Here is a 26,324-nt window from a genome sequence, read left to right as displayed (position 1 = left end):
CGATCACCATGGGAGCCATGGGCCGTCACATCCTGGCGAGCACTGCGTATCCGGACAGCCTCAGCAGGCTTCTGCCCTGGTATCGCCCTGCTTTGCAGCGTCGGTTCGCGAATCGACCAGTTCCTACGACGCCTCAACCGTTCGAGGGCCGACCGCTGGTGGGCCCATGGACGGTGAGTCTCCCGTGGCTCTCAGAGCAGCCTCCGTGGTGCGGCAGGTCTAGAGGTACGCAGTTCCTCCAACCGGCCTGCCGGATGTCACCGGTTCGGCTGGTAACGCGCGACGAGCGTCCTGCCCCGTACTCATGATGGGTCGTCCCCGTTCGTCGAAGCCGTCCTGCCCCCACCCATGTCTGCGCCTCACTCCGTGCTTGCCGGAGACGTGGCAGCAGCGCGGAGGACCTGTGTCGACCCATTCCCGTACGCCCTTGCACGCCCTACGGACCCCATGCGGCTCACCGTCGTCCCGCCGATTCGTCTCGGCGATCCGCGGCGCCCTCGTGATGGCGCTCGTGCTCTGCGCCGTCCTGCATGGCGTATCTGAGGAGACGCACGAGTCGGTGTCCGTGTCCGCCGCATTCTCCGCGACGGCAGCGGACAAGGACCCTCACGGCCCCCACGCTCCCCACGGGGCCGAGGAGTGTGCGGCGGACGTGATCGTGCGCACCGCGGCCCAGCCGGCCGAGGAACGAGCCCTCGGCGCGATGGCCGTCGTACTCCTTGCCGTGTCCGTGGTGGCCGGGAAACCCCTCCTAGGGCGCGACCGCCGTAGACGTCGGAGCGCACGCACCGGCCGCGCGGCGCTCGCTCGCACGTCGCGGTGGCGGATCTAGACCACTTGCTTGCAGCCGACCGACTTCACGGCTGCCGCGTGCCCATGGCCTGAGCACGGACGCCTCGTCCGCCCATGACCAGGACGCGCGAGATGAACCGCACAGGTATTCATCGAGCGAGAGTGAACACACAGACATGCAGTCATTGACCAAGGCCGCGACCTCCTCCGGCCGGTCCGCCCTGTCCGGGCTGGTGGGCAACACCCCGCTGCTGCGAGTGTCGGAGCCGCTGGCCCCGACCGGGCGTGGCTTCTGGGCGAAGCTCGAAGGCTTCAACCCCGGCGGCATCAAGGACCGTCCCGGGCTGCACATGGTGGAGCGGGCCCGTGCCCGTGGCGACCTGCGGCCCGGCGGACGGATCATCGAGTCCACCAGCGGCACCCTGGGCCTGGGGCTGGCCCTGGCCGGGATGGTGTACGGCCATCCGGTCACCCTGGTCACCGATCCGGGGCTGGAGTTGTCCATGACCCGGCTGCTGACCGCGTACGGCTCCCAGGTCAACGTCGTCTCCGAGCCTCATCCCACGGGCGGCTGGCAGCAGGCCCGCCGCGAGCGCGTGCAGCGGCTGTTGGCGCAGCACCCCGGCTCCTGGTGCCCGGACCAGTACAGCAACCCCGACAACGTCGCCGCCTACACACCGCTGGCTCTAGAACTCGCCTCCGAGATGGGCCACATCGACGTGCTGGTGTGCAGCGTCGGCACCGGCGGCCACTCGGCCGGAGTCTCCCGCGTCCTGCGCCAGCTCTACCCCGAGCTGACCGTCGTCGGCGTGGACACCATCGGCTCCACGATTTTCGGCCAGCCCGCCCGGCCCCGGCTGATGCGCGGCCTCGGCTCCAGCATCTACCCCCGCAACGTCGCCTACGAGAACTTCTCCGAGGTGCACTGGGTCGCCCCGCACGAGGCCGTGTGGACGTGCCGCCAACTGGCCGCCTCCCACTACGCCACCGGTGGCTGGAGCGTGGGCGCGGTCGCGCTGGTGGCCGGCTGGCTGGCCCGGACGATGCCGGCGGACGCACGGATCGTCGCGATCTTCCCCGACGGTCCGCAGCGTTACCTGGGGACGGTCTACGACGACGACTACTGCGCCGCCCACGGCCTGCTGGAGTCGCCACCGTCACCCGAACCGGAGCTGCTCGGCCGCCTGGACGAGAAGGAGGTCACCCGCTGGACCCGGTGCACCACGGTCGTCGATCCCCTCACCCTGCAAGGCGCCCAGGGCGGATCGGATGTCGAGGCCGACGCTTCGGAGGAGGACCGGTGAAGGGGCTGCTCACCCAGGTCCGTTCGTACGAAGGCAGCGTCCAGCTGTTGATGGTGAACCAGTTCACCATCAATCTCGGCTTCTACATGTTGATGCCCTATCTGGCCGCCCACCTCTCCGGAACGCTCGGGCTGGCCGGCTGGATCGTGGGACTCGTCCTCGGCGTACGGAACTTCAGCCAGCAGGGCATGTTCCTGGTCGGGGGCACGCTCGCCGACCGGCTCGGCTACAAGCCGATGATCGTCGCCGGGTGCGTGCTGCGCACCCTCGGCTTCGCGACGCTCGGACTCGTCGACTCCCTGCCCGCCCTGCTCGCCGCCTCCGCGGCCACCGGGCTGGCCGGTGCGCTGTTCAACCCGGCCGTGCGGGCGTACCTCGCGGCCGACGCGGGGGAGCGCAGGGTCGAGGCGTTCGCCCTGTTCAACGTGTTCTACCAGGCAGGCATCCTGCTCGGCCCGCTGGCCGGCATGGTGCTGACCGGCGTGGACTTCCGCATCACCTGCCTGGTCTCCGCCGGGATCTTCGCCCTGCTGAGCGTCGTACAGATCCGCGCGCTGCCCGCCAGGAGGTCACAGGACGCCAAGCAGCGGGACGCTCACGCCGGCCAGGGTGTGCTCGCCCAGTGGCGCGGCATCCTCGCCAACCGGCCGTTCCTGCTCTTCTCCATCGCCATGATCGGTTCCTACGTCCTGTCCTTCCAGGTCTACCTGGCATTGCCGCTGGAGGTGCGCCGGCTCGGCGGCGACGGGGAGTCCGGCACGGCTGCCGTGGCGATGCTCTTCGCCGTCTCCGGGCTGACCACGATCCTCGGTCAGACGCGAGTGACGGCGTGGTGCAAGGCGCGGTACGAGCCAGGACAGGCACTCGTGCGCGGACTGGCAGCGTTGGGGCTGGCCTTCGTGCCCCTGCTGCTCGCCACCGCCGTGCCGGTACCGGAGTCAGGGGTCGGATTGTGGCTGCTCGCGGCGGTTCCGCCGACGCTCGCCGCGCTGCTGCTGGCCATCGGCACGATGATCGCCTACCCGTTCGAGATGGACACCATCGTCCGCCTCTCCGGTGACCGCCTCGTCGCCACCCACTACGGGCTGTACAACACGATCTGCGGCATCGGCATCACCGTCGGAAACCTCGGCACGGGCGCCGCGCTCGACGCCGCCCGCGCGGCCGGGTTGCCCGCGCTGCCCTGGATCACGCTGTGCGCGCTCGGCCTGGCCTGCGCGGCCGCCCTGTACGGCCTGCACCGCACCGGCCGACTGGCGCCGCCGGCCTCCGAGCCGCTCGCCGCGACCGTCTGACCCACCAACCCTCCGGCCCCAGGGGTGGGGCACCACACGGTGCCCCACCCCTACTGGGCCCTGCCCTCTTCCAGGAGTCATTCATGCCCGCTCCTGCGGTGCCCTTCCCCGAGCCGACCCCGTTGCAGCTCCGCCCCTTCCGGGCAGTGCGCTACGACGCGGACCGTGTCGGCGACCCGTCCGAGCTCCTCGCCTCGCCCCACGACAGCCTTCACCCAGCCCAGGTTCGCGCGCTCCGACGCCACCCGCACCACGTGGCGCGACTGCTGTACGCGGACGCACCGCATGGCGCCGCATGCGAAATGGCGCGCTGGCTGCGACGCGGCGTACTCCGCCGGGACGAGCGGCCCGCACTGTACGTCTACCAGCAACAGCGTGGCGCCCGGATCCTCCAACGTGGCCTCATCGGCGACCTGTTGCTGCCACACCAGGCGGGACAACTGCTGCCGCACGAAGACGTGTCGGCTCATGTGGTCAGGCAGCGCGCTGCCCATATGTCAGGGCTGCGCGCCCAATTGGAGCCGCTGCTGCTGGCCCACCGAGGCACAGAGTCGACGACCGCACAGCTCGTGGACCACACCACCCGCCGAACGCCTGTCGCCGTCGCCCGGACCGGACAGATCACCCACATATTGTGGGCCTGTGACGACCCCGCGGAACTCGCCCGTCTGGTCAGTGGTCTGTCCGTACGGCAGGCACTCATCGCCGACGGCCACCACCGCCACGCCGCCTGCCTCCAGCTGAGCGGCGATGCGGCAGGCCCGTGGACCAGCAGCCTCGCTCTCCTGGTCGATACCGTCACGTCTCCGCTTCGGCTCTCCGCGATCCATCGACTGCTGCCGGCACTGGAACCGGAGAAAGCCGCACGCAACGCGGCCGAAGTGGCCCGAGTACTCCCGCTGCCAGGAGGGCCGCATCCGCCCGAGCCCGGCGAACTCATACTGACCGGCGGGGGAGAGGCCTGGAGCATCACACATCCTGATCCTCGAGCCCTGGAAGAAGCCCTGGCGGATCGTCCAGCCAGTGGGCGCAGCTCCCCGCTGCCGTCAGCGACCACCTGCTGCTCCGCCACGCCTGGTCCGTGCCTGACCTGCCCGGTGCCGTGACGTACTTCCACGACATCCGCCAGGCCACGGCCGCCGTGTCCGCTCCTGGTAGCGGCAGCGCGCTCCTGTTGCCGGTGATCAGTCAGGACACGGTGTGGGAACTGGCCGGTGCCGGCGTGCTGTTGCCCCGGAAGTCCACCTCGTTCGGTCCCAAGCCGACGGCCGGTCTGGCGATGCGCGTGCTGGGCCTGTCGTAGCGCCGTTTCGGTGGTTTCGACGGGGTGTGCCGCTATGTGCTCTGTGGGCTGTAGTGGCCCAGGAACATGTCGACGCCGCTGGTGATGAGACGGTCGGTCAGGTCCTCGTCGATATGTGTGCCGTAGGAGCTGAAGACCATGTGGGGAAAGACCAGAAGCCCGTAGAACTGGATGATCGCCACCTGTAGCTCGGGGATCACGAGTCGGCCTTGATCCGCAAGGGTGCGCAGGGCGCCTGCGACTGCGGGGTGGTGGCTTTCCGTGCCGCGGTGTCTCCAGGCCTCGCCCAGCTCGGGGAAGCGGTGGAGCTCGGCGGCGACGAGGTTGCGCAGGGCGGTGACCTCGCGGTTGGTGCGGACGGCGTGGACCCAGGTGCGGGCCGCCTCGACGAGGGCGGCCCGCAGGTCCCCGGCTTCGGCCAGGCCCTCCAGCGCGGCCGACGACTCTCCGGCGAGCGGCTCGTCGAGCGCGGTCGTGATCACCGCGGTGAACAGGGCTTCCTTGCTGCCGAAGTGGTTGTAGACGGTCACCTTCGAGACGCCTGCCTCGGCGGCGATGCTGTCCATTCCCACGCCGAAGCCCTCCCGCAGGAACAGCTCGCGGGCGGCCCGCAGGATGGCCTGCCGCTTGAGCTCTGCGCGGGGCCCGCTGGGGGGCCGTTTGACGCTGTCCACGCTCATGACCTCGACCCTAGCACTCACCTGAACTGAACTGTTGAGTTCATATGAACTGAACGGTACGGTTCAGATTGGAGCCGGTCGAGCAAGGCCGTGCGCGCGAAAGGGGACTCCGTGCCTTCTGTGACTCATACGGTGACCGCTTCACCACAGACTGGCGACCCGCCGGTCCGGCGATGGCTCACCCTCGCCGTCGTGAGCGTGAGCCTGCTGGTCGTCGGGCTCGACACCACCGTGTTGAACGTCGCCCTGCCGACCCTCGTCGGTGATCTCGGCGCCTCCACCAGCCAGTTGCAGTGGATTGTCGACAGCTATGCGCTGATGTCCGGCAGTTTGGTGTTGTTTTGCGGCAGTCTGGCGGACCGGCTGGGCCGCAAGTGGATCTTCATGTCGGGGCTGGCGCTGTTCACGGTGGCGTCCGTGGTTGCCGCTTATGCCGGCTCGGTCACCACCCTCGTGCTAGCGCGTGGAGCCATGGGTGTCGGCGAGGCGTTGATCATGCCGACCACGCTCGCCGTCATCGGGAACGTATTCCCGCGCGGTGCCGACCGCACCAAGGCGATCGGCATCTGGTCGGCGGCCGTCGGCGTCGGGACGGTGATCGGGCCGATGGTGGGTGGCTGGCTGCTGAGCCACTACTGGTGGGGCTCGGTGTTCCTGATCAACCTCCCCATAGGTATCGCGGGTCTGATCGCCGCCGCCCTCGTGGTGCCCGACTCTCGCGCCCCCGAGAGCGGACGGCTGGACCCGGCGGGGGCACTGCTGTCCGTCGTGGCCGTGGCGAGTGTGCTGTGGGCAGTCATCGAGGGGCCCGACCGCGGCTGGACGAGCCCCGCAGTGCAGGCCGCCTTCGCGGCGGGCGCCCTCCTGCTGGCCGCCTTCGTCGCCTGGCAGCGCAAGACCGGCTCGCCGATGCTGCCGCCTCGGATCTTCCGGCACCGTGCGCTCGCGGCTGGTGACTTGCTGGTTTTGCTGGGAGCGTTCACGCTGATCGGCACGCTCTTCGTGGCCGTACAGCACTTCCAGTTCGTGCTCGGATACAGCGCCGGGCAGACCGGAGTGCGGCTCGGCCCCGCCGCGCTCGCCCTGCTGGTCGCCGGCCCGCTGGCGGGTGTCCTCGCGCCGCGCCTCGGCATGCGTACGGTATCGGCCGGCGGGCTCGCCCTACTCTCCGCCTCCGCCGCGGTGCTCGCCACCACCGAGGCAACGGACGGCTACGACCTGGCGCTTGTGGCGATGTTGCTGCTGGGAGCGGGCGCCGGGTTCGTCATCACCGCCACCAGCGACGCCATCGTCGGCTCGCTGCCAGAAACCGACCTCGGCGTCGGCTCGGCCACCAACAGCGCCGCCATACAACTCGGAGCGGCGACCGGAGTCGCGGTCATGGGCAGCCTGCTTTCCGACCGCTACCGCAGCGGACTCGAAGCCACCCCTGCCCCTGTTCCCGAGGGACTCCTGGAATCCGCCAAGGACTCCCTCGGCACCGCGCTCGCACTCGCCGAACGCCTGCCCGGCGAGGCCGGAGCCTCGTTCGCCGAAGCTGCCCGCCGTGCCTTCGTCGACGGCATGGGACCAGCGATGTTCGCCGGAGCAGGCGTCACGGCGGCAGGTGTGCTCCTCGCCCTTCTCCTCGCGCCGTCCCGAGGCGCGGGCACGACCGGAACAACGCACCAGAAGGACTCGTCATGACCCACTCCGCAGCCGGTGCCCCGCACACGGCCGAACACGACCCTCCTCCGCCCGCCGACCTGCGCCGCTGGGCAGCCCTCGCACTGATCTGCCTCGCCCAGTTCATGCTGATCCTCGACGTCACCGTCGTGAACGTCGCCCTGCCCGACATGGCGGCCGACCTCGGCCTCGGCCGGGAGACGCTGACCTGGGTGGTCACCGCCTACACCCTCTGCTTCGGCGGGTTGATGCTGCTCGGCGGCCGACTCGCCGACGCTCTCGGCGCCCGCCGGACCCTGCTCGTCGGCCTCGCTCTCTTCACCGCCGCCTCACTGGTCACTGGTCTGGCCCAGAGCGCCCCGGCCCTGCTCGGTGGCAGGATCGGCCAAGGCGTCGGCGCGGCCTTGCTGTCCCCGGCCGCGCTGTCCATCGTCACCACGACCTTCCACGGTGCGGAACGCACCAAGGCCCTCGGTGTCTGGGCGGCGATCGGCGGCACCGGTTCGGCTGCCGGCGTGCTCCTCGGCGGGGCTTTGACCGACGGTCCCGGCTGGCAGTGGGCCTTCTTCGTCAATGTGCCGGTCGGACTGCTCCTGTTGGCCGCCCTGCCCACCCTCGTGCCGGCCCGGGCCCCGCAGCCCGCGCGGCTCGACGTACCTGGTGCGCTCCTCGTCACCACGGGTACGGCCGCCCTGATCTACGGCCTGGTGAAAGCGGGGGACGCCGGCTGGGCGGCCGCCTCGACCCTGCTGCCGCTGGCAGGTGCGGCGGTCGCATACGCGGCCTTCGCGGGGGTCGAACGAACCAGTCGCGCCCCACTGATGGACCTGCGGATGTTCACTCGGCGGCCGGTGCTGGCGGGAGCGTTCTTGATGTTGATCGCCACGGGCCTGCTGATCGCGTACTTCTTCCTCGGGTCGATCTATCTCCAGCACATCCGCGGCTTCAGTGCACTGAAGACCGGCGTGGTTTTCCTGCCCGTCGCCGTGGGCACCGGTATCGGCGCCCACCTCGCCTCCCGGCTCGTGGGCCGGATCGGCAGCCGTCCGACGGCCGTCGCCGGCATGGCCGTCGCGGCCGTCGGCACCATCCCACTGACCCGGTTGTCCGAGACCGGCGGTGTGTACGGCGGGCTTCTGCCAGGCTTCGTCATCGCCTCCCTCGGCCTCGGCGCGGTCTTCGTCACCGCCACCACGACCGCTCTGGGCATGGTCGGGCACCGGGAGGCAGGGCTCGCCTCGGGAGTCGTCAACACCTTCCACGAGGTGGGTGGCTCGGTCGGCGTCGCCGTCGTCTCGACCGTCGCAGCCTCCGGCTTCGAGCGTGGCTCGGTGGAAGGCTTCGGCGACGCGTTCACGGTGTGCGCCGTGGCGGCCGCTATCGGCGCCGTCGTGTCCCTGGGGCTCGTCCCGCGAGGCAAACCGCAGTCGACGGGTGGCCCGCATGTGCACTGACCAGAGCCCCTTTCCACACCTGGCTGCCACCCGCTCAGACCGACGCCCCGTCCGCCGGGTCGGCGATCCTCGCCGGGGTGTCGCTGAAGATGGGGACGTACGGCTTGCTGCGCATCGCCATGCCCGTCCTGCCCCGACGCCTGGCGCGAGTACGCCCTTGTCTTCGTGGTCGTCGGTGTGGTCTCCGTGCTCTACGGCGCTCTGATTGCCCTGGACCGTGAGCCACATCCACGGTCTCGGTCTGGACCTCGCCGACCAGCGCCTGTACGTCGCCACCCACGAAGGCGTCTACAGCCCCGACGCCGAGGGGGAGCCGGAGCTGGTCGGGAACAGCAAGGACGACTTCATGGGCTTCACCGTGTCCGGTGCGAGGACCTTCTACGCCAGCGGCCACCCGACCTCTGGTGGCAACAAGGGGCTCATCAAGAGCACCGACGCAGGCAAGACCTGGAAGTCCCTGTCCTTGTCCGGCGAGTCCGACTTCCATGCCCTGGACTTCGCCCGCGGCACGGTCTACGGCTACGACTCCACCAACGGTCTGGTGCGCACGACCAAGGACGGCGTCTCCTGGAAGGAGGGCGCGCGGGTGGAAGCCGTCGACATCGCGGTCAGCCCGCAGGAACCCGACAACGTGCTCGCCACCACCGCCGACGGCGTAGCCCGGAGCGCCGATGGCGGCAGCACCTTCGCCAAGGGTGAGAAGCCCGTGATGGCCTTCCTCTCCTGGGCGGCGAAGGACGCCTTGTACGGCATCGACACCTCCGGCGGCGTACACCGCAGCAGCGACGGCGGCAGCACCTGGAAGAAGGCCGCCACCGTGCCGGGCGGCCAGCCCCAGGCTCTCACCGCCGTCGGCGCTGAGCACATCCTGGCAGCCACCCAGACCGGGGTGTACGAGTCGAAGGACGGCGGCAATGCGTTCACGAAGCGCCTCGCCGTCGAGACGAGCGGCGCCCACTGAGCGGTATCTCCCCACGCCGGAGACCCCGTACCGGAGTCTCCGGCGTGCACGTACGCCCTGCGGTGCCCCGAGAGTTCCAGGGACTGTCCGCAGGAGCTTCGGCCTGTGAGTCATGCACCCCGGGCGGGACGCCCGGGCGGAGTCCGCAGCCTCACGGCAATGAGTGACGCAGGGAAGTCGGGGCGACGGAGGCGTCAGCCGGCCATCATGACGAGCATGGCGCACATTGTGCCGCCCATGCCGATGTGGGCCGTCAGCGCTGCGCCCGGTGACGTACCCGGCGGGCGACGGCGGCTGCCTGCTGCCGCGTGTGCCCGGCGCTTGTTCCCTCCTGGCCGGGCCTTGTCCCATACGGAAAGGGCGAGGGACGCGACGAACACCACGATCGCGTCGGGCAGGGCGAGAAGCCGCCGTGCCCAGCGGCCCCTTCCTGCGCCGCGGCCCGCACCCGACTGCCGATCCGTGCCGCGCAGTCGTGCCCAGACGGACGCGACGATCGATAGCAGGAAGTACACGGCCAGAGCGAGCAGAACGGCACGCCACACAGAAGCGGAGCCTCCCGCCGCAGCGCTGTGGGCGGCGCCGGCCGTCATGTCGTGCGAGGTCATCCCAGAGGAGTGCTCCATGCCCGCCATCCCGGCGTGGCCCACGCTCTCGGAGGCGTCGGACGTCCCGGCGGACCCCTGGCCATGCCCGTGGTTCATGCCCGCCATCGAGTGCCCGCCCAGAGCCAGAGCCGGCGCGGAGTCGGTGCCCGGCATGGCCAGCGTCATGATCACCATCGCGGCACTGCCGATGACGTGGTGTGCCCAGCGGCGACCGTGTTGCCAGCCGTGCAGCCGGGCGTGGCGCACGGACAGGGCCACACCGCCGAGGCCGACGGCGGTGAAGGCCGTGACCCACCACAAGCCGTGGTCTCCGAAGCTGGCTGCCGTCGCGGGAAGGAACATCACGGCCATGCCACCGGCCATGACGACGTCGCCTCCGGCCGCGAACCGGGCCTCTCCGCTGTCCGCCGCGGCGAGCCGGGCTGCGCTCACGACAGTCACGAGTACGGAGACGGCCGCCAGCGTCCACGTCAGAGCCGGACTCCCCATTGCTGCCCTCCGCATCGACCGGCCGTCGCGTGCGCTGTGGTTAGCGGGCGCGTCGACGTGGGTCGTCCTCTGGCTGTCACCTATGGATGCCCTCAGTACGTAGTGGGGCCAAGAGGTGTTCAGCGAGCGGGAGTTTCCTCTGTGGGTGTCAGTGCGGTTAAGACCGTGTCCTACGTGGTGAGGCGGACGAATCGTTTGTAGCAGCAGTAGGAAGATGCAGGTCAGGGGCACATGTGGTGGGGCAACATAGTTCGGAGGGCGGCTATGCGTGCGCCCACCATGCCGACTCACCGGAAGGGCGACTCAGGGGCTTGAAGGTGGTCGCAACGAGTGCTGTCCGTGACGCGCAGTTCGGAGTGAGGTGGTTACGAGGGGGGCGCGGGCGCCGTTGCACTCGGTTGTTCTCTTGGGAGCACCCCGTTCTCCGGCTCCTCCGCAGCGGTTCGGCGTTCCGGTTGCTGTCGGCGGGCGGCCGATGCGGCGGCGGTGACTTGGTCGATCGGGGTCTGAGCAGGAGGTTCCCGGGAGCGGTGCAGGAATCCTGCGCGAGCAGCCGACCCGCCGCACGACGGCAGGCCCCGGTGCGACATACTCTCCCGATGAGTTCACGCCACTCCCCGGTCAGCCGGCCGATCACGATACGGAGGGCCGTCGCGCGGGATGCCAAACGGCTCACGCGGCTCGTGCGTGGCTCAGGCGCCTACGCGGGTAAGTACGCAGCCGCAGTCGCGGGCTACCGGGTCGGGCCTGATTACATCGAGGCCCACCGCACCTTTGTGGCCGTCGGCGCCGACGAGTATGGAGGCCGGATCCTCGGGTTCTACTCGCTCGTCCTCGCTCCACCGGAGCTCGACCTGCTGTTCGTCGACGACGAAGTGCAAGGACGGGGTATCGGACGGCTGCTCGTCGCGCACATGCAGTCCGAGGCCCGTGCCGCCCGGCTCGACCGTGTCAAGGTCGTGTCGCATCTTCCCGCCGAGGACTTCTACCACCGCGCAGGTGCAGTGCGGATCGGGACCGCGCTCGCGAACCCGCCCGCTGTGCCGTGGGACCGTCCCGAATTCGAGTTTCGCGTTTCTCCGGAATGACGCGGTGTGCCGGTTCGCACTGCGGGCCAGCGGCGCACCTGGGCCGGACAAGGGCATCGGGCGGACCGGTGTGTGACGCACGGATCGCCGTCTCGGTGCATCGAGAGTAGCTGTCATGGGCAGGTATTTGGGCGTTTGATTCCTCCCCCACGAGGAGTGAGCGCGTGATGAGCGCCCCCACCACGGCCCCCGTCCCCACCCCCACGGCCCCCGGCGGACTGCCACTGATCGGGCATGGACTCCGCCTCGTCCGTGACCCCCTGCCGTTCATCACCTCGCTGCGCGAATACGGCAGGGTGGTGCGCATACGCATCGGCCCCACACCCGCCTACGTGGTCACGGACCCCGCACTGACCCGCCAGGTTTTGGTGACCGACGCCGCCCACTTCCCCAAGGGCGGCAAGTACTACGATGCGCTGCGGGTCTTTCTCGGTGATGGAGTCGCGACCGTCGCCGACGGCGACACTCATCTGCGCAACCGCCGTCTGATGCAGCCCATGTTCAGCAGGGCGCATATCGCCGAGCGCGGCAACGCCATGATCGATCAGGTGCGGACGATGGTCGGCGCCTGGCCCGCGGCCGAGCCGCGCGACATGTTCGCCGGCATGAACGAGATCACCCTGGCTACGTTCCTCGTCGCCGTGTTCGGCGCGGACCTGCCCGCACACCTGGAGGGCGAGTTCACCGCCCTCATGCCCGAGATCATGAAAGGGACGATTCGGCAGGTCATCCTTCCGCCCTGGATCACGCGGCTGGCGCTGCCCGCCAACCGCGCGCACGCCGACCGTGTCGCCCGCCTGCGCGCCCTCATCGACCAGGCCATCGACCATCACATCGATGTCACCGCACCCGGATCCGCTTCGGCGGACAGTGCGTCCGGCGCCGAGGCGTGCCCGCATGCGTCCGAGGCGCGCCGGGAGCAGAGGGGCCTGTTCGAGACCCTGCTCGGTGTTGAAGACCAACTCGGCCGTCGGCAACTCCAGGACGAGGCCATCACCCTCCTGGCCGGCGCGATCGAGACCACCGGCACCACACTCGCCTGGGCGCTGTACGAGATCGCCGGCAATCCCGCCGTCGAACGACGTCTTCGCGAGGAACTGGCCTCGGTGTGCGAGGACCGGCCGCTGCGCTACGACGACATCGACCAACTCCCGTACGCCCGACGGGTTCTGCAGGAGGCCATCAGAAAATACGGACCGTCCTGGATGGTGACGCGGACCGCCGCGCGCGACATCGTCCTCGGCGGACACCTCATACCCGAGGGCGCCGATGTCGTGTGGAGTCCCTATCTGCACCAGCATGACTCCTCCCGTTTCCCCGACCCGGACACCTTCGATCCGGACCGTTGGGAGGCAGACCGCGTCGCGGCCACCCGGGGGTCCTTTCTCGCCTTCGGCGACGGCCGCCGCAAGTGCATCGGAGAGAACTTCGCGTGGATTGAGCTGCACATCATCCTCGCGACCGTCCTCCAAACCTGGCCCCGGTTCAAGGTGATCTCCCGTCCACCGCGGGCCCAGGCCGTCATCACAGTAAAACCCGACGCCTTGGCCATGGAGTTCCACTCGGACTCGGCCGGCTGACGGGTCGGTCGAGCAGCCCTCATGAGGGCCCCGTCCGCCTCCGCCCGCTGCGCAGCCGCTTCCTGACCTGCGAGGTCTACGACGGCAGCCTCACCCCCCGGATCCGCCGCGCGAGTCATACCGGCGAAGGCGGACGCGGCCTGCAACTCGTCGCCGCGATGTCGCGGCGCTGGGGCGTCCGCTACCTCCACGACGGCACATGCATCTGGGCGGAGCAGGACCTGCGGCCCACTCGGGCCGCGGGGGAAGGTGGGCGTGCGGGCGTTCCCGCGTAGCCGCGGGTGCTGCCGCACTGTTCAGCGCGTTCAGCAGTCGATGGTGACGCCCCTTCCCATGACGCGGGAGACGCACACGCACATCGCCCGGCGGGGCATCACGGCCGGCAGCGCGGCGGCAGCGTAGCGCTCGGACGTGCCGGGCAAGAAAGTGCGGCGCCTCGGCACTGACACCGTTCTCGAACTGTCACCGGCCTCCGGCCGGGCCGCAGGATGACGCAGGCGGCCGGGCAGGCGGCCGGTCAGTTCTCCTGGAGCACGGAGAGGACGTTCCCGGCGGGGTCGGTGAACCAGGCGATCGCGGCAGGGCCGCCGTTGCCGACCCGGACGATGCCCTTCGCGTCGTGATCGAATTCCGAGTAGCGCTCCATGGTCACGCCGCGCCGATCCAGTTCGTCGACGGCGGCCTCGATGTCGTCCACGGGGAAGTTGAGGATTGTGAACGTGGCAGGAGTGTGCGTCTCCTTGGGGTAGACGAAGACCTGCGCGCCGCTGCCGAGTCTGATCGTCAGCATCCGCATGTCCCCCTCCCCGGTCTCCTCCACCTGGAGACCGAGCGTCTCACCGTAGAACCGGCGGGCTTCGCCGAGGTCGTCGACCGCGAAGCCACTGAACGCCTGGGACTGTCCGAACATGCCGTGTGTCTCCTTCGTGCGTGAGCCGTCCTGACACTTCAGGCCACACCACACGCGCCCCAGTCCCGCGCACGCCACGCGGACAGCGTCCGGATGGTCGCCCCCCTTCACCCCCGAAACCGTGAAGACGCGGGACACGAGTCCTGCCGCGCCGCCGTCACCTGGCGTTGCCGGCCCTGCGGGCCATGAGGGTGATCAGGTCGAACAGCACGGTCGCGGCGGCGATCGAGGTGATCTCGGCGTGGTCGTAGGCGGGAGCCACCTCCACCACGTCGCCGCCTACGATGTTCAATCCGGTCAACCCGCGCAGGACCTGCAGGAGTTCCCGGCTGGTCAGGCCGCCGGACTCGGGCGTGCCCGTGCCCGGTGCGAAGGCCGGGTCGAGGACATCGATGTCGACGGACAGGTAGACCGGGAGGTCGTCCACCCGTTCGGTGATCGCCTGGATCGCGCCGGCCGTGCCGAGCAGATCGATGTCGCCGGCGCGGATCGTACGGAAGCCGAGCCGCTTGTCCGCGTCGAGGTCCGCCCGGTCGTAGACGGGGCCGCGGATGCCCACATGGATGGAGTGGTCCTCGATGAGCAGGCCCTCCTCGAACGCGCGGCGGAACACCGTGCCGTGGGTGGTCGGCGCGTGGAAGTAGGTGTCCCAGGTGTCCAGGTGCGCGTCGAAGTGCACCAGGGCGACGGGACCGTGCCCGGCCACCGCCGTCCGCAGCATCGGCAGCGCGATCGTGTGGTCGCCGCCGATCGCCAGGACCCGGCGTCCGCCGTGCGCCACGTCCCGGGCGTGGCCGGTGATCTGGCCGAGGGCCGTGTCGATCGAGTACGGGGTCACCGGGACGTCACCGGCGTCGACGACCTGGAGGGCGGTGAACGGCGAGATGTCCAGCTCCACGTGGTACTCCGGGCGCAGGTGCCGGGACGCCTGACGGACCGCCATCGGGCCGAACCGTGCGCCGGGCCGGTAGGACGTGCCGGCGTCGAACGGTACGCCCAGGACGGCGACGTCGTAGTCGCCGACCCGGTCGATCTCCGGCACCCGGGCGAAGCTTCCGCTTCCGGCGAAGCGCGGAACGGCCATGCCGTCCACGGGGCGTACCGGGTCACGGGACGGGTCGGGCATGGGGGTTCCTCTTCCGGGTTCCGGGAGTGTTCAGGCACGGGCGCGGGTGGAGCCGCCGTTGGGCTGGAGGATCTGGCCGGTGATCGCTCCCGCGCCGGGGGAGGCCAGGAAGGCGACGGTTGCCGCGATGTCGACGGGCTCGGCCAGTCGGCCGACAGGCATCAACCGCCGGTAGCGCGCCCGCATCTCCTCCAGTGTCACGCCGGCGTCGGCGGCGTCCACCCTGAGCTGATCGGTGTCCACGTAGGACGGGGCGACGCAGTTCGTGCGGATCCCCTGGGGACCCAGTTCGCGGGCCAGTCCCTTGGCCAGGGCGATCAGCCCGGCCTTCGAGGCGGCGTAGGCGGTGGCGTTGCGCTGCCCGATCACGCCCCACTCAGAGGCGATGACCACGATCCGGCCGTGGCCGAGGGCCCGCATGCCGGGCAGGACGGCCTGGACGACCCGGAAGTGCCCGGACAGGTTCACCTCGATCTGGTGCCACCAGTCCTCGGGTTTCTGGTCGAGGAACGGGCCCATCGACATCGTGGCGGCGTTGGCCACCAGAACCTCCACCGGGCCGGCCAGCCGCCGGAGCCGGTCCAGCATGGCGGCCACCGCGGCCGGGTCGGCGATGTCGGCGGGCGCGGCGATCCCGCCGATGCGCTCGGCCAGTTCGGACAGCCGCCCGTCGTCGGTGACGTCGTTCACGGCCACGGTGTGACCGTCGGCGGCCAGCCGCAGCGCGCAAGCCCGGCCGATGCCCTGGGCGGCTCCGGTGACCAGGGCGATGCCGCTGTGCCCGGGGGGTGCAGCCGATGTCATGTCAGATCACCGCCCCGGCGTTCGGGGACAGCACGTCCCCGCAGTACATGCGGCCCTCGGTGGCCAGGTGGAGCACTGTGTGCGCGACCTCGGCCGGGGTGACCAGCCGCCCGAGCGGCAGCGTGGCCAGGTAGGCCGGATCGCGCCAAGCGGAGTCCGGGGCCAGCAGCGGGGTGTCCGTGGGGCCGGGAGCGACGATGTTGACCCCGATTCCCGAGTCGGCCACCTCCAGGGCCAGCGACTTGGCGAAGCCGAGCACCGCGCCCTTGGCAGCCACGTAGTGCAGGTCGCCGGTGCTGCCCGCGAGGGCCAGCTCGGAGGAGATCACCACCACGGTGCCCGTGCCGGCGGCGAGAAGGTGCGGCAGGGCGGCGGCGCAGGTGTTGACCGTGCCGCCCAGGGCGACGGCGAGCATGCGGTTCCACTGGTCGGTGGTGATGTCGCCGACGTCGACGCCGTCCTCGTAGTACCCGGCGGCGGTCACCACCAGGTCCAGGCGGCCGAACCGGCCGGCCGCGCGGTCGACGGCGTCCGCGACCGCGCCGCGGTCGGCCACGTCGGCTATCAGCGGCAGGTCCGTGGGGGAAGGGCGGAGGTCCAGCCCGGCGGTACGCCAGCCCGCCTCGCGCAGCACCTCGGCGGTCGCGGCGCCGATACCGCCCGCGGCGCCGGTGATCAGGGCGACCGGAGCGCTCATGCTCCGCCCTCGTCGAGCGCCACCGAGCGGAGGGCGGGGGCCGCCGGTGCCTCGCGACCGGGCCGGAACGCCCACCGGCTCACCAGCACGCCGATCACTCCCAGCACCCCGGTCATGATCAGCAGCCCCCAGTCGAGGTACCACACTCCGTTCAGGGCGCGCGGCCAGGCGATGTTCACCGACTCGAAGACCACCCATGCCCCGGCCGCGAAGGTCACCGGCGTGCCCCACCGGCCCATGGACACCTCGCCGGGCTCCCAGGTGCCGCGCAGCCGGACGTAGACCGCGCCGAGCACGGGCAGCGCGTAGGAGAGGTAGAACCCGGCGTTGGCGAAGGAGAGCAGCAGGGCGTAGATCTTCGACGTGCTGATGAAGAGCAGGGATCCGGCGACGACCACGGTCAGCGCGATCGCGTTCCGCGGCACCCGCTCGGGTCCGGACAGGGTGCCCAGCAGCCGGGAGCCCGGGATGACCCTGTCCCGGGCGCCGGCCCAGATGGACCGGCTCACCGCTGCCTGCACCGCCATCAGGCTGGCGGTGAACCCGACGACCAGGGCGATGAGCAGTGCCTTGCCGGTCGAGGAGCCGAGCCGTGTCTGCAGGGTGGTGGACACCGGGTCCGCGTCCTTCCCGCTCAGTACGGTCGCGATGTCCGGCATGGCCAGCAGGATGCCGAGGCTGGCGAACATGACGAGCAGGCCGACGGCCGCCAGGGCCAGCGGCATGGCCTTGGGCAGCACCCGCCGGGACTCCTTGACCTCCTCGGCGATGGAGCCGGCCGACTCGAATCCGACGAAGGACCAGCCCGCCATGGCGACCGCGCCGAGGAACGGCCCGAAGAGCCACTGGGCGCCGTGTGCGGTGTCGCCGCCGCTCAGCAGGGTCGAGAAGGCGTGCTCCCGGTGCACGAAGAGCAGCACGATCCCGATGCCCAGGGTGGCGACGAGCTCCGCCGCAAGGCTGCAGTACAGCAGTACCTTCAGGACCCGGCCTCCGATCATGTTGGCGGCCGAGCCGAACAGCAGCACTCCCAGCGCGATCAGCGCCTGCGTCGTACCGCTGACGCCGGTGAGGCCGATCGCCTCGATCAGGAATCCGGACGCCGCGTAGGACAGGGCCGACAGCGCGAGGGTGAGTCCCCACATGTACGCCCAGTTGGTGAACCATCCGTAGCGGGGACCGATCAGGTGGCGTGCCCACTGGTAGACGCTGCCTTGCAAGGGCCAGCGGGACACCAACTCGCCGAAGACGCCGGAGACCAGCAGCTGGCCGACGAGGACGACCGGGAACGCCCACCAGAAGGCGGGGCCGGCGGTCACGACGCCCAGGGCGAACACGCCGTACAGGCCGACGATGGGGGAGACGTCCGAGAAGGCGAGGGCGAACGCCGATCTCAGCGTGTACTGCTGCTTGAGTTCTTCGCCGGCGGTGGTGCCGGTTTCGGCGGCGGGCAGGCCCGGCGGGGCGGTGGTGGTGTTCTCGGGCATGACGGTTCCTGTCGAAGGGGCGGCCGGCCGGGCCGCCGTGGGCGTACGGACGTACACGACAGGCGCCGTTGCCCGTGGTGCGAGAAGTGGGGGGGAGAGGCAGGACACACGTGGCCCCCGGTGTCAGGGGCGCCGCGGTACCCAGTACGCCTGTTCGGGGATCCGGGGCTGCGGACACGTGCGCGGGACGAGGTCCAGGGAGGCGGTGTGGCGGGCGACCTCGGCGACCGTGGTGATCCACAGGCCGGGCAGCTCCTTCATCCGCTCGATGAGCCGCTCCAGCGCCTCGGCGCGCGAGGGGCGGCCGGACAGGAACGGGTGGCAGGTGAGGACGAAGCAGGCGCCGAGGCGGTGCATGGCCTCCAGCTCCCAGGTCCACATCTCCAGCGCCTTGGCCGGGCTCTCGATCACACCGGAGCCGATGAGCCCGGGCAGGAACGCGTACTGCTCCCAGTCGTCCAGGCCCCAGGAGACGGGTACCTGCACGATGCTGCCGGCCTGCGGCCGTTCGTCCACCGCCAGCCGGTAGGGATGGTCGGCGTCCATGAGGCTGGAGTCGTACAGGAATCCGCGATCCTCAAGCAGCCGCGGCGTGTGGTAGTTCAGCTCCCACATCGGCGCCCGGTAGCCCACCGGCGTGACGCCCGCCACCTCCTGGAGGGCCTTGATCCCCAGGTCCAGCATGTCGGCCTCGGTCCTGGCGTCCATTCCCGCGGTGTTCTCGTGGAAGTAGCTGTGGTGGGCCACTTCGTGACCTGCCTCGGCCACCGACCTGACGGTCGCGGGGTAGCGGTGTGCCGTGTATCCGGGGACGAAGAACGTGGCTTTGAGGCCGTGGCGTTCCAGCATGTCCAGGATCCGGGGCACCCCGACCAGCGGTCCGTACGACTGGTGACTCATCGGGCTCATCCGGTCGACCGACGAGATGTCGGTGCTGAGCACGGCGGCTTCGGCGTCCATGTCGAAGGTGAGACAGGCGGCTGCGGTGAAGCCCTCGGGCCAGCCGATGGGGCCGGCCGCGGTGTTCACGTCACGCTGGTGGCCATCGGATCGGGTCATCGCCGCACACTCCGCTCGCTTCTGGGTGCGCACAGCATGCGAACGGGACCCGCGGGTCCGCCATGCGACCCGGACGCAGATCTTCCGCCCCGTGTCATACCCAGGTATGAACGGTCAAGCTGCCCCAGCGCCGGTAACAAGGAATTCACGCCGGTCTCATCACCGGAGTGACCGGCGTGCATAGGTTCACCGCCGGAGAAGCCGCAGGCCGGGGTCCGGGAGGCGAGGCAGCGATGGCGGTGACCGTGGGCGAACTTCTCGCGATGCCGCACCTGCAGATGTCGTTGCACGCCGGGGCCCGCGGCCTGGACCGCGAGGTCAGCTGGGTGCACCCGTCCGACCTGCCCAACCCCTGGGCATGGCTCGCCTCGGGCGAGTTGCTGCTGACCAACGGCACCGGCATGCCTGCCGATCCACCAGGTCAGGCCTCCTTCATCGAGCAGCTCGCCGAGGCGGGCCCCAGCGCCTTCGGGCTGGGCCTCGGCACCGGGGGCCCGCCGCTGACCCGTGCCCTCACCGAGCGGGCCGACGCGCTGTCGCTGCCGGTGGTGTCCGTGCCGTACAGCGTGCCGTTCAGCGCGGTCGCGCGGGCGGTGGCCGACGTCAACGAACGTGAGGGCGCCCGGCAGCTCGCGAGTGTCGCGCGGCTGTACGCGTTGCTGCGGACCTCGATGGCCAGGGGCCTGTCCGGACCGGAGATGTTCGACAGGCTCGGCCGGGAGCTGGACGCGCGACTGTACCTGGTCGATCCCGAGACCGGCCTGTCGCTGTTCGACGACGGACCCGAGACCGGCTTCGCCGACGCGCTGGCCGCCGAGTTCGCGGCCCATTCCCGTGCCATGCCGGGCGTGCTGAGGCTGCGCCGCCGGGAGAGCGACGGCCGGTGGGCCACGGCGCTGGCCGTCGCCGTGCCGGGCGATCAGCCGACGGCGCTGGTCGCCGAGCCGACCGGGGAACAGCCGCCCGGTCTCGGACTGCTGCAACACGTCGCGACGGTCGGCGCGCTGGAGCTGGCGCAGCTCGCGGCGGACCGGGAAAGCCGCCGTCGCCGGGGCGCCGACCTGCTGCTGCACCTGCTGGAGCGCAGGCTCGATCCGACGGCGGCCGAGCACCAGTTGGCGGACAGCGGCATCGCACCGGCCGGCTCCGTCTTCGTCCTCACCCCTGCCGCCTGCGACAGCGTCGCCGACGAGGTCCACCGCCGTCTGTCCCGACCACGGGTCCCTCACCTGCTGTTGCGCCGCGACGACAGCCTGCACATCGTGATGGACGACCGTCCGGAGCTACTGGAGCAGATCTCGCTGGGAACCTCGGCGCCGATCGGCGTGAGCGACCGGATCGGCACGGCGGGGCGCGTCGCCGAAGCCCGGCAGGAGGCCCGCTGGGCGCTGGGCGCCGCCAAGGCCGAGAACCGGCGTGTGGTCCGGTACGGCGACGAGACCGCGCTGCCGCTGCCCCGTACCCCTGCCGAGGCCCAGGTCCTGGTGTCCAGGGTGCTGGGCGCGCTGATGGCGCACGACGCCGAGCACGGCACCGAGTACCTGCATACGCTCCGGGTCACCCTGCGCAGCAATCGGTCGTGGCGGCTGGCCGCCGACGAACTGCACATCCACAAACAGACCCTCGGCTACCGGCTGCGCAAGATCGAGCAGTTGACCGGACGCGGGGTCACGCAGACCGATCACATTGCGGAGCTGTGGTTCGCCGTGCGGGCCCACGACCTGGTCCACAGCCGCGGTCCGGTGCGCGGCTGACGCCGATGACCGCGGCACGCGGGAAGGCCCCGCCCGACCGTCAAGTACCAGCCGGGGAACCTGAGATCGAGGAAAGGGCGTCGAGGCGCCCCTCGGCCGCGGTGACCTCCCAGCGGCGGGCGTACGGGGCACCTCCCGGACCGGTGTCAGCGAGCAGCAGCCCAGCGGATCCGACAAGGCCGGGGGCGAGGGTCCGGCCCACGCGGTGCGGCAGGGTCGAGCGGTGCAACGTCCAGCGGTGGCCCACGACCCGGCCGAGTGACACCTCGCAGTCGAGCATCTGCCGGGCCCGGCCGAGGTCTCCGGCTCCCGCCACCAGTTCCGCCAGCGGGGCGTGGGCCGGCAGCGGCTCGGGACGGCTGCGGCCGTAGCCGAACCACGTTCGCGTGCGCACCAGCAGGGCGATGGCGCCGGAGTCCGGATCCGCCAACTCCACGGCTGCGCAGGGCAGGCCGGCGCCCGCGCCGGGAAGCCAGTGCTCGGTGTACGGAGCGTGCAGGCCTGTCTCCATCAGCATCGGTCCTCGCCAGGTCAGCACCCCGGCGTCCGGAACGGACGTGGGCGCGAAGTCGACGGCGCGGTTCCAGTGGAAGGCCCCGTCGGCGTGGTGCAACCGCCCGGCGAACCCCTCCTGCCGCGCCAGGTCGAGCAGCTGTCCGAAGCTGAGGTCACCGAGGCTCCGGCTGCCTTGGGGGTGCGGCCGGTCAGCGGCCTGACGCAGGTCGGCGTAACGGGTGGGCCCCTGGAGCCAGGTGACGGTGCTGGTGGCATCGCGACTGCCGTCGCCCTCGACAAGAAGGGAGCGATGCCAGGCCCCCGTCAGCTCGGCGAGGACAGGACTGGTGTGTGCCACGCGGTCCAGCAAAGCGGCGGCCTGTTACGGCCCTGGCACTGCCGCATGACGTTCCCTTCCCCGATGCCGCTGGTGGTGCCGCGCCCGGGCAGCCCCCGTGTGGCGCGTTCCCGTTCATACCCGGGTACGGACGTGCCCCGGAGTTCTGTGTCCCGGTCGCATGGCCGAGCGCCATGACCGCCCACCAGCCTGGTCGCAACCGCCGGGTGACCGGGTGCGCAGGACACTGTCCGACGGGCCCCGGCCGCCCCGAGACTCTTGCTGGAGGACCCATGGAATCGTCGAGGCCGACGAACCGCGCCGTGCGCGAGGCGCTCATCGAGAGGCTGGGGAGACGGGGCTTCCTGCGCGCCGCGGCAGCCGTGACCGGGGCCGCCGGGAGCCTGCTGGGCGCCCAGGCCGCTTCGAGTGCGCCGAGTTCTCCGTCCGCCGCCGCGCCTTCCCTCTTCCCCCGCGAGATCCTGCAGCCCGGCAAGGGACCCATCCACGGGCAGCACTACCTCCGCTCCCTCCCGGACCAGGTGCGGTGGGGCTACGTGCCGGCTCTGGACAGCGAGCCCGTGGCGCGTATGCGGTCCGGGGAGACGATCACCGTGGACACGGTGTCGCACGAGGGCATCCTGGAAGACCAGGGCCGCGACCCGGTGGCGTACTTCGGACGGCGGGGAGTACCGCGCGACCAGGTGCTCGACGACGCCGTCGCGATCGCCGCGGACTACTCCCGCACCGAGCGCGACTTCGACGTGGACGGTCCGCACGTGGTCACGGGGCCGGTCTACGTGGAAGGCGCCGAGCCGGGAGACGTCCTGAAGGTCGAGATGCTCTCGATGCTGCTGCGCGTACCGTACGGCGTCGTCTCCAGCCGCCACGGCAAGGGCGCCCTGCCCCGGCTCGCCGGAGGCGGCGTGCCGGCGGGGATCACCCTGGAGGAGATCATGCCGCCGGTGGGCACGGACGGGCGGGCCACCGGTGATCCCACCCGTTACGGCGACGTCTCGGTCTTCACACCGGTGCGCCGCGGGCGGAACGGCGTGCCCAGTGGTGTGCTGCCGCGCGGCGGTTCCGGCGAGGTCGTGTTCCCGCTGCACCCGTTCATGGGGATGATGGGTGTGGCGTTCGCCCCAGCCGACACCCTCACCGCCCCCTCGCTGAACTCCATCCCGCCCACGCTCGGCGGCGGCAACATCGACATCAACCTGCTGGGTGTCGGTGCCACCTTCTTCCTTCCCGTGTACGCCGAAGGCGCGCTGTTCTACACCGGTGACTCCCACATGGCCATGGGCGACGGCGAGGTGGCGCTGACCGCCATGGAAGGGTCCCTGCGCGCCACGTTCCGGCTCACCGTGTGCAAGGCGGGTTCGGGCGACGCGCCCTCGGTCGCCTTCCACTACCCGTTCGCCGAGACCTCTGACGCCTGGGTGCCCATCGGACTCTCCGACCCGGACGGTTCCCGGAACGGCCAGGTCAACGACCTGAACATCGCGATGCGCCGGGCGGTGGTCAACGCGCTGGACTTCCTCCAGGACGACATCGGCATGGACCGGGCGGTCGCCTACGCCTACCTGTCCGCGGCGGCCGACTTCGAGATCTCGCAGGTCGTCGACCGCACCGTGGGCGTGCACGGGGTCATCCGCAAGGACCACTTCACCGCCCAGTAGGACGAGACACCCCAAGTGCCACCCGGATACACGAAGTTAACTTCTGGGACGCAGGCGTGAGACCCGTCCACCCCACCATCGCAATACCTGTCACTCGACAGGTAACCCTGATCGATCGGAGGTGCCGCGATGGGCCGGCCTGAACTCGCCCCTGAGCAAGGCCCCGACGGTGGCGTCACGAGCAGTCCCGCTCCCGTCGGCTACCAGCAGGAACTTCGCCGGGGGGTGGGCAGCTTCGCGTCGTTCGCCGCGGGCTTCTCCTTCGTGTCGATCCTCACCACCGTCTTCCAGCTGTTCGGCCTCGGCTTCGGCCTCGGTGGGGCGGCGTTCTTCTGGACCTGGCCGCTGGTCTTCGCGGGCCAGCTGCTGGTCGCGCTCTGTTTCGCCGAACTGGCGGCACGCTGGCCCATCTCCGGGGCGATCTACCAGTGGTCGAGCCGGCTGGCCGGGACCACGACGGGCTGGTTCGTCGGCTGGATCATGATCATCGGCCAGATCCTCACCGTCGCGGCGGCCGCGATCGCGGCGCAGGCGGTGCTGCCGGGCATCTGGTCCGGATTCCAGATCGTCGGCGGAGCGGGAGCCGACCCGTCGGTCGGCTCCCCGACCGGTGCGCAGAACGCCGTCCTCCTGGGCTGCCTCCTGCTGGTGATCACCACGGTGGTGAACATCCTCGGCATCCGCCAGATGGCCGCCGCCACCAGCATCGGTGTGGCGGTCGAGATCGTCGGCGTGATCGCACTGGTGCTGGTGCTCTTCTTCCTGCCCGAGCGGGGCCCGGAGGCGGTGGCCCACACCACCGGCTGGGCCGGAGACGGCGGCTACTTCGGGGCCTTCCTCGCGTCCTCGCTGATGGCGGCGTACGTCATGGTCGGCTTCGACTCGGCGGGCGAGCTGGCGGAGGAGACGCACAGCCCGCGCCGGACCACTCCCCGGACCATCCTGCGGGCACTGGTCCTCTCGGGCGTCGGCGGTGCGCTGCTGATCCTCTCGGGACTGATGGCGGCGACCAGCCTGACCGACGGGAACCTCGCCACCGGCGGTCTCTCCTGGGTGCTCACCGACCGGCTCGGAGACGTCCTGGGCCGACTGCTGCTGTGCTGCGTCGCGGTGGCGGTGTTCGCCTGCACCCTCGCCGTGCAGACCTCCGGCGCACGGATGATCTACTCCATGGCCCGCGAGGGCGCCCTGCCGTTCCACCGGCACCTCGGCAAGGTGTCGGCCCGCACCGGTACGCCGATCACCACGTCGGTCGTGGTGGGCGTGGGTGCCGCGATCGCGCTCGTGGTCAACCTCCGACAGTCGGCGATCTTCACCGCCCTCGCCAGCCTCTGCATCGCCATGCTGTACCTGGCCTATCTGGGCGTGACGCTGCCGCAGTTGGCCGCCCGGATCCGGCACCGGGGGCTTCCCGCGGGCGTCGACGAGACGGGCCGGCCGCTGTTCTCGCTGGGGCGCTGGGGCCTGGCGGTCAACACGCTCGCCGTGCTCTACCAGGTCGGCATGACGGTCAACCTGATCTGGCCCCGTCCGGAGATCTACGACCTCACCGACGGCACGTGGTGGCTGCGGTGGAGCGCCCTGCTCTTCATCGGGCTCAGCCTCGCCGTAGGCGCCGCCTACTTCCTCGCCCGCCGGCTGCACCGCCGCATCGAGTTGAGGCACGTACCCCACACGCACGTCGAGCCGCCCGCCCAGGAGGCCGCAGCCGTCGCCGAGCCCGCCTGAGCCGCTCGGCGGCCTGCGGCCCTGACGACGCGACCGTACGCACCGACGACGTAACCACGAAGGGATGACGGGACATCCATGACCACAGCCGAAGAGCCGACGGCCACCGCACCGCACGACCAGGACCCCACCGGGCAGCCGTCCGGAGACGTCACCGCCCAGGACGTCACCGGGCGGCTCTCCGCCGGAGTCCGTGATCTGCACCAGACCGACAGTGTCCGAAGTGCCCAGGACGACGCCCGCGCCCAGGGCGGGCAGGCGAGCGAGTGGATGCCGTACCTCCCGGCGTCCGGCAGCCCGCACTGCCCGCCCGGCGTGGACCCGGCCACCCTGGTGTGGGCGGAGACGGTGGCACCCGGCGGCTACACCCACAAGGTCCTCGCCCGCGGCACCCGGCTGCGCTTCGACGACCCGACCGGTGACGCCTGCGCCCACCTGCTGCTCTTCAACGCCCTGGAACCGGCCGAGCGCATCAACGTCGCCGACACCCAGAAGATCCCGTGGCAGGCCTACCTGGGCGAGAGCCACCCGCTGCTGTCCGGCGACGGCCGGGTCCTGGCCGTGATCACCGGTGACTCCTCCGGCCGGCACGACGCCTTCTGCGGCACCACCACCGACGCCTGGAACGAACGCAAGTACGGCGACGCCCGCCCCCACGGGCCGTCACCGTCCGGCCGCGGACTCTTCCTCAAGGCGGCAGCCAAGCACGGCCTGTCCCGGCGCGACCTGCCGCCCAGCCTCTCCTTCTTCCAGGGCGTACGCGTCGAGGCGGACGGCGCCCTCGCCTGGCGGGGCAGCGCCGGCCCCGGCACGCATGTCGAACTCGTCGCGGAAATGCCCCTGTTGGTGCTGGTCGCCAACGTCGCCCACCCCTTGGACCCGCGCCCCGGCTACGTCGTCGGGCCGCTGCGCGTGCACGCCTGGCGGTCCGCCGCCACCGGACCGGACGATCCGCGGTTCACCGCCACACCCGAGCTGCACCGGGCGTACCTCAACACCGTCGACTACTGCGAAGCCCGGGGGCTGTGA

The 26,324-nt window shown here is 70.8% G+C and carries 22 protein-coding genes and 1 pseudogene; 14 read left to right on the top strand and 9 right to left on the bottom strand.

Annotated features, from left to right (window positions below; genetic code table 11):
- The first annotated feature begins 968 nt into the window (after positions 1-968).
- The 4 genes from RFN52_RS03655 to RFN52_RS03640 all read left to right on the top strand — a co-directional run bounded on the left by RFN52_RS03655 (position 969) and on the right by RFN52_RS03640 (position 4,694).
- Positions 969-2,096 carry a PLP-dependent cysteine synthase family protein gene (locus RFN52_RS03655; RefSeq protein ID WP_184842211.1) on the top strand — a complete coding sequence of 376 codons (1,128 nt, stop codon included), beginning with the start codon at positions 969-971 and terminating at the stop codon, positions 2,094-2,096.
- A complete protein-coding gene (locus tag RFN52_RS03650) occupies positions 2,093-3,391 on the top strand; it encodes an MFS transporter (protein WP_184842208.1) in 1,299 nt (432 codons plus the stop codon). The genes RFN52_RS03655 and RFN52_RS03650 overlap by 4 nt, the downstream gene beginning before the upstream one ends.
- 83 nt (positions 3,392-3,474) lie before the next feature.
- Entirely contained in the window at positions 3,475-4,497 is a 1,023-nt protein-coding gene (locus RFN52_RS03645; RefSeq protein ID WP_311240883.1) for a DUF1015 domain-containing protein, read from the top strand.
- Positions 4,473-4,694, top strand: coding sequence for a hypothetical protein (locus RFN52_RS03640; RefSeq protein ID WP_311240882.1), 222 nt, complete (start codon positions 4,473-4,475; stop codon positions 4,692-4,694). The genes RFN52_RS03645 and RFN52_RS03640 overlap by 25 nt, the downstream gene beginning before the upstream one ends.
- Positions 4,695-4,726: 32 nt before the next feature.
- On the opposite strand, the gene RFN52_RS03635 is transcribed toward RFN52_RS03640, so the two are convergent.
- Positions 4,727-5,374 carry a TetR/AcrR family transcriptional regulator gene (locus RFN52_RS03635; RefSeq protein WP_184842205.1) on the bottom strand — a complete coding sequence of 216 codons (648 nt, stop codon included), beginning with the start codon at positions 5,372-5,374 and terminating at the stop codon, positions 4,727-4,729.
- 90 nt (positions 5,375-5,464) lie between these two features.
- Between RFN52_RS03635 and RFN52_RS03630 the strand changes: the two genes are divergently transcribed.
- From RFN52_RS03630 to RFN52_RS03615, 4 genes and pseudogenes are all read left to right on the top strand, one after another.
- Entirely contained in the window at positions 5,465-7,060 is a 1,596-nt protein-coding gene (locus RFN52_RS03630; protein WP_311240881.1) for a DHA2 family efflux MFS transporter permease subunit, read from the top strand.
- Positions 7,057-8,493, top strand: coding sequence for an MFS transporter (locus RFN52_RS03625; protein WP_184842199.1), 1,437 nt, complete (start codon positions 7,057-7,059; stop codon positions 8,491-8,493). The genes RFN52_RS03630 and RFN52_RS03625 overlap by 4 nt, the downstream gene beginning before the upstream one ends.
- Before the next feature lie 8 nt (positions 8,494-8,501).
- Positions 8,502-8,706, top strand: a pseudogene (locus tag RFN52_RS03620) (proton-conducting transporter transmembrane domain-containing protein); the annotation flags it as partial.
- A 4-nt stretch (positions 8,707-8,710) separates the two neighbouring features.
- Positions 8,711-9,454, top strand: coding sequence for a F510_1955 family glycosylhydrolase (locus RFN52_RS03615; RefSeq protein ID WP_311240880.1), 744 nt, complete (start codon positions 8,711-8,713; stop codon positions 9,452-9,454).
- 194 nt (positions 9,455-9,648) lie between these two features.
- Here the strand turns inward: RFN52_RS03615 and RFN52_RS03610 are convergent, their stop codons facing one another.
- Positions 9,649-10,551 (bottom strand): DUF5134 domain-containing protein, encoded by a 903-nt coding sequence (locus tag RFN52_RS03610; protein WP_311240879.1) that lies wholly within the window; start codon positions 10,549-10,551, stop codon positions 9,649-9,651.
- 599 nt (positions 10,552-11,150) lie between these two features.
- Here RFN52_RS03610 and RFN52_RS03605 point away from each other — a divergent pair.
- A complete protein-coding gene (locus RFN52_RS03605; protein WP_184842193.1) occupies positions 11,151-11,639 on the top strand; it encodes a GNAT family N-acetyltransferase in 489 nt (162 codons plus the stop codon).
- A 167-nt stretch (positions 11,640-11,806) separates the two neighbouring features.
- Positions 11,807-13,219 carry a cytochrome P450 gene (locus RFN52_RS03600; RefSeq protein ID WP_184842190.1) on the top strand — a complete coding sequence of 471 codons (1,413 nt, stop codon included), beginning with the start codon at positions 11,807-11,809 and terminating at the stop codon, positions 13,217-13,219.
- Between the two features lie 517 nt (positions 13,220-13,736).
- Here RFN52_RS03600 and RFN52_RS03590 read toward each other — a convergent pair.
- The 6 genes from RFN52_RS03590 to RFN52_RS03565 all read right to left on the bottom strand — a co-directional run bounded on the left by RFN52_RS03590 (position 13,737) and on the right by RFN52_RS03565 (position 19,302).
- A complete protein-coding gene (locus tag RFN52_RS03590; protein WP_184842187.1) occupies positions 13,737-14,129 on the bottom strand; it encodes a VOC family protein in 393 nt (130 codons plus the stop codon).
- 157 nt (positions 14,130-14,286) lie between these two features.
- On the bottom strand, positions 14,287-15,255 hold the full coding sequence (gene speB / locus RFN52_RS03585; RefSeq protein ID WP_184842186.1) for an agmatinase: 969 nt from the start codon (positions 15,253-15,255) through the stop codon (positions 14,287-14,289).
- Positions 15,256-15,285: 30 nt separating this feature from the next.
- Positions 15,286-16,059, bottom strand: a complete 774-nt coding sequence (locus RFN52_RS03580) for an SDR family NAD(P)-dependent oxidoreductase (RefSeq protein WP_184842183.1) — start codon at positions 16,057-16,059, stop codon at positions 15,286-15,288.
- 1 nt (position 16,060) lies between these two features.
- Positions 16,061-16,756 (bottom strand): SDR family NAD(P)-dependent oxidoreductase, encoded by a 696-nt coding sequence (locus tag RFN52_RS03575; RefSeq protein WP_184842180.1) that lies wholly within the window; start codon positions 16,754-16,756, stop codon positions 16,061-16,063.
- The gene (locus tag RFN52_RS03570; protein WP_184842177.1) at positions 16,753-18,243 is read right to left on the bottom strand and encodes an APC family permease; all 1,491 of its coding nucleotides are present in this window, start codon (positions 18,241-18,243) and stop codon (positions 16,753-16,755) included. The genes RFN52_RS03575 and RFN52_RS03570 overlap by 4 nt, the downstream gene beginning before the upstream one ends.
- Before the next feature lie 123 nt (positions 18,244-18,366).
- A complete protein-coding gene (locus RFN52_RS03565; protein ID WP_184842174.1) occupies positions 18,367-19,302 on the bottom strand; it encodes a polysaccharide deacetylase family protein in 936 nt (311 codons plus the stop codon).
- Between the two features lie 233 nt (positions 19,303-19,535).
- Here RFN52_RS03565 and RFN52_RS03560 point away from each other — a divergent pair, with 233 nt between their 5' ends.
- A complete protein-coding gene (locus RFN52_RS03560) occupies positions 19,536-21,056 on the top strand; it encodes a PucR family transcriptional regulator (protein ID WP_184842171.1) in 1,521 nt (506 codons plus the stop codon).
- A 40-nt stretch (positions 21,057-21,096) separates the two neighbouring features.
- Here RFN52_RS03560 and RFN52_RS03555 read toward each other — a convergent pair whose 3' ends face one another.
- Positions 21,097-21,909, bottom strand: coding sequence for a hypothetical protein (locus RFN52_RS03555; RefSeq protein WP_184842168.1), 813 nt, complete (start codon positions 21,907-21,909; stop codon positions 21,097-21,099).
- A 272-nt stretch (positions 21,910-22,181) separates the two neighbouring features.
- Here RFN52_RS03555 and RFN52_RS03550 point away from each other — a divergent pair, with 272 nt between their 5' ends.
- The 3 genes from RFN52_RS03550 (at position 22,182) to RFN52_RS03540 (ending at position 26,324) form a co-directional block, all read left to right on the top strand.
- Positions 22,182-23,567 carry an acetamidase/formamidase family protein gene (locus RFN52_RS03550; RefSeq protein WP_184842165.1) on the top strand — a complete coding sequence of 462 codons (1,386 nt, stop codon included), beginning with the start codon at positions 22,182-22,184 and terminating at the stop codon, positions 23,565-23,567.
- Positions 23,568-23,696: 129 nt separating this feature from the next.
- Positions 23,697-25,295 (top strand): amino acid permease, encoded by a 1,599-nt coding sequence (locus tag RFN52_RS03545; protein WP_184842162.1) that lies wholly within the window; start codon positions 23,697-23,699, stop codon positions 25,293-25,295.
- A gap of 78 nt (positions 25,296-25,373) precedes the next feature.
- On the top strand, positions 25,374-26,324 hold the full coding sequence (locus tag RFN52_RS03540; RefSeq protein ID WP_184842159.1) for an urea amidolyase associated protein UAAP1: 951 nt from the start codon (positions 25,374-25,376) through the stop codon (positions 26,322-26,324).

This window comes from Streptomyces collinus, assembly GCF_031348265.1.
GTDB classification, from domain to species: Bacteria; Actinomycetota; Actinomycetes; order Streptomycetales; family Streptomycetaceae; genus Streptomyces; species Streptomyces collinus.
The sequence above is the reverse complement of the archived record's forward strand: the minus strand, read 5'-3'. Positions and strand labels throughout refer to the sequence as shown.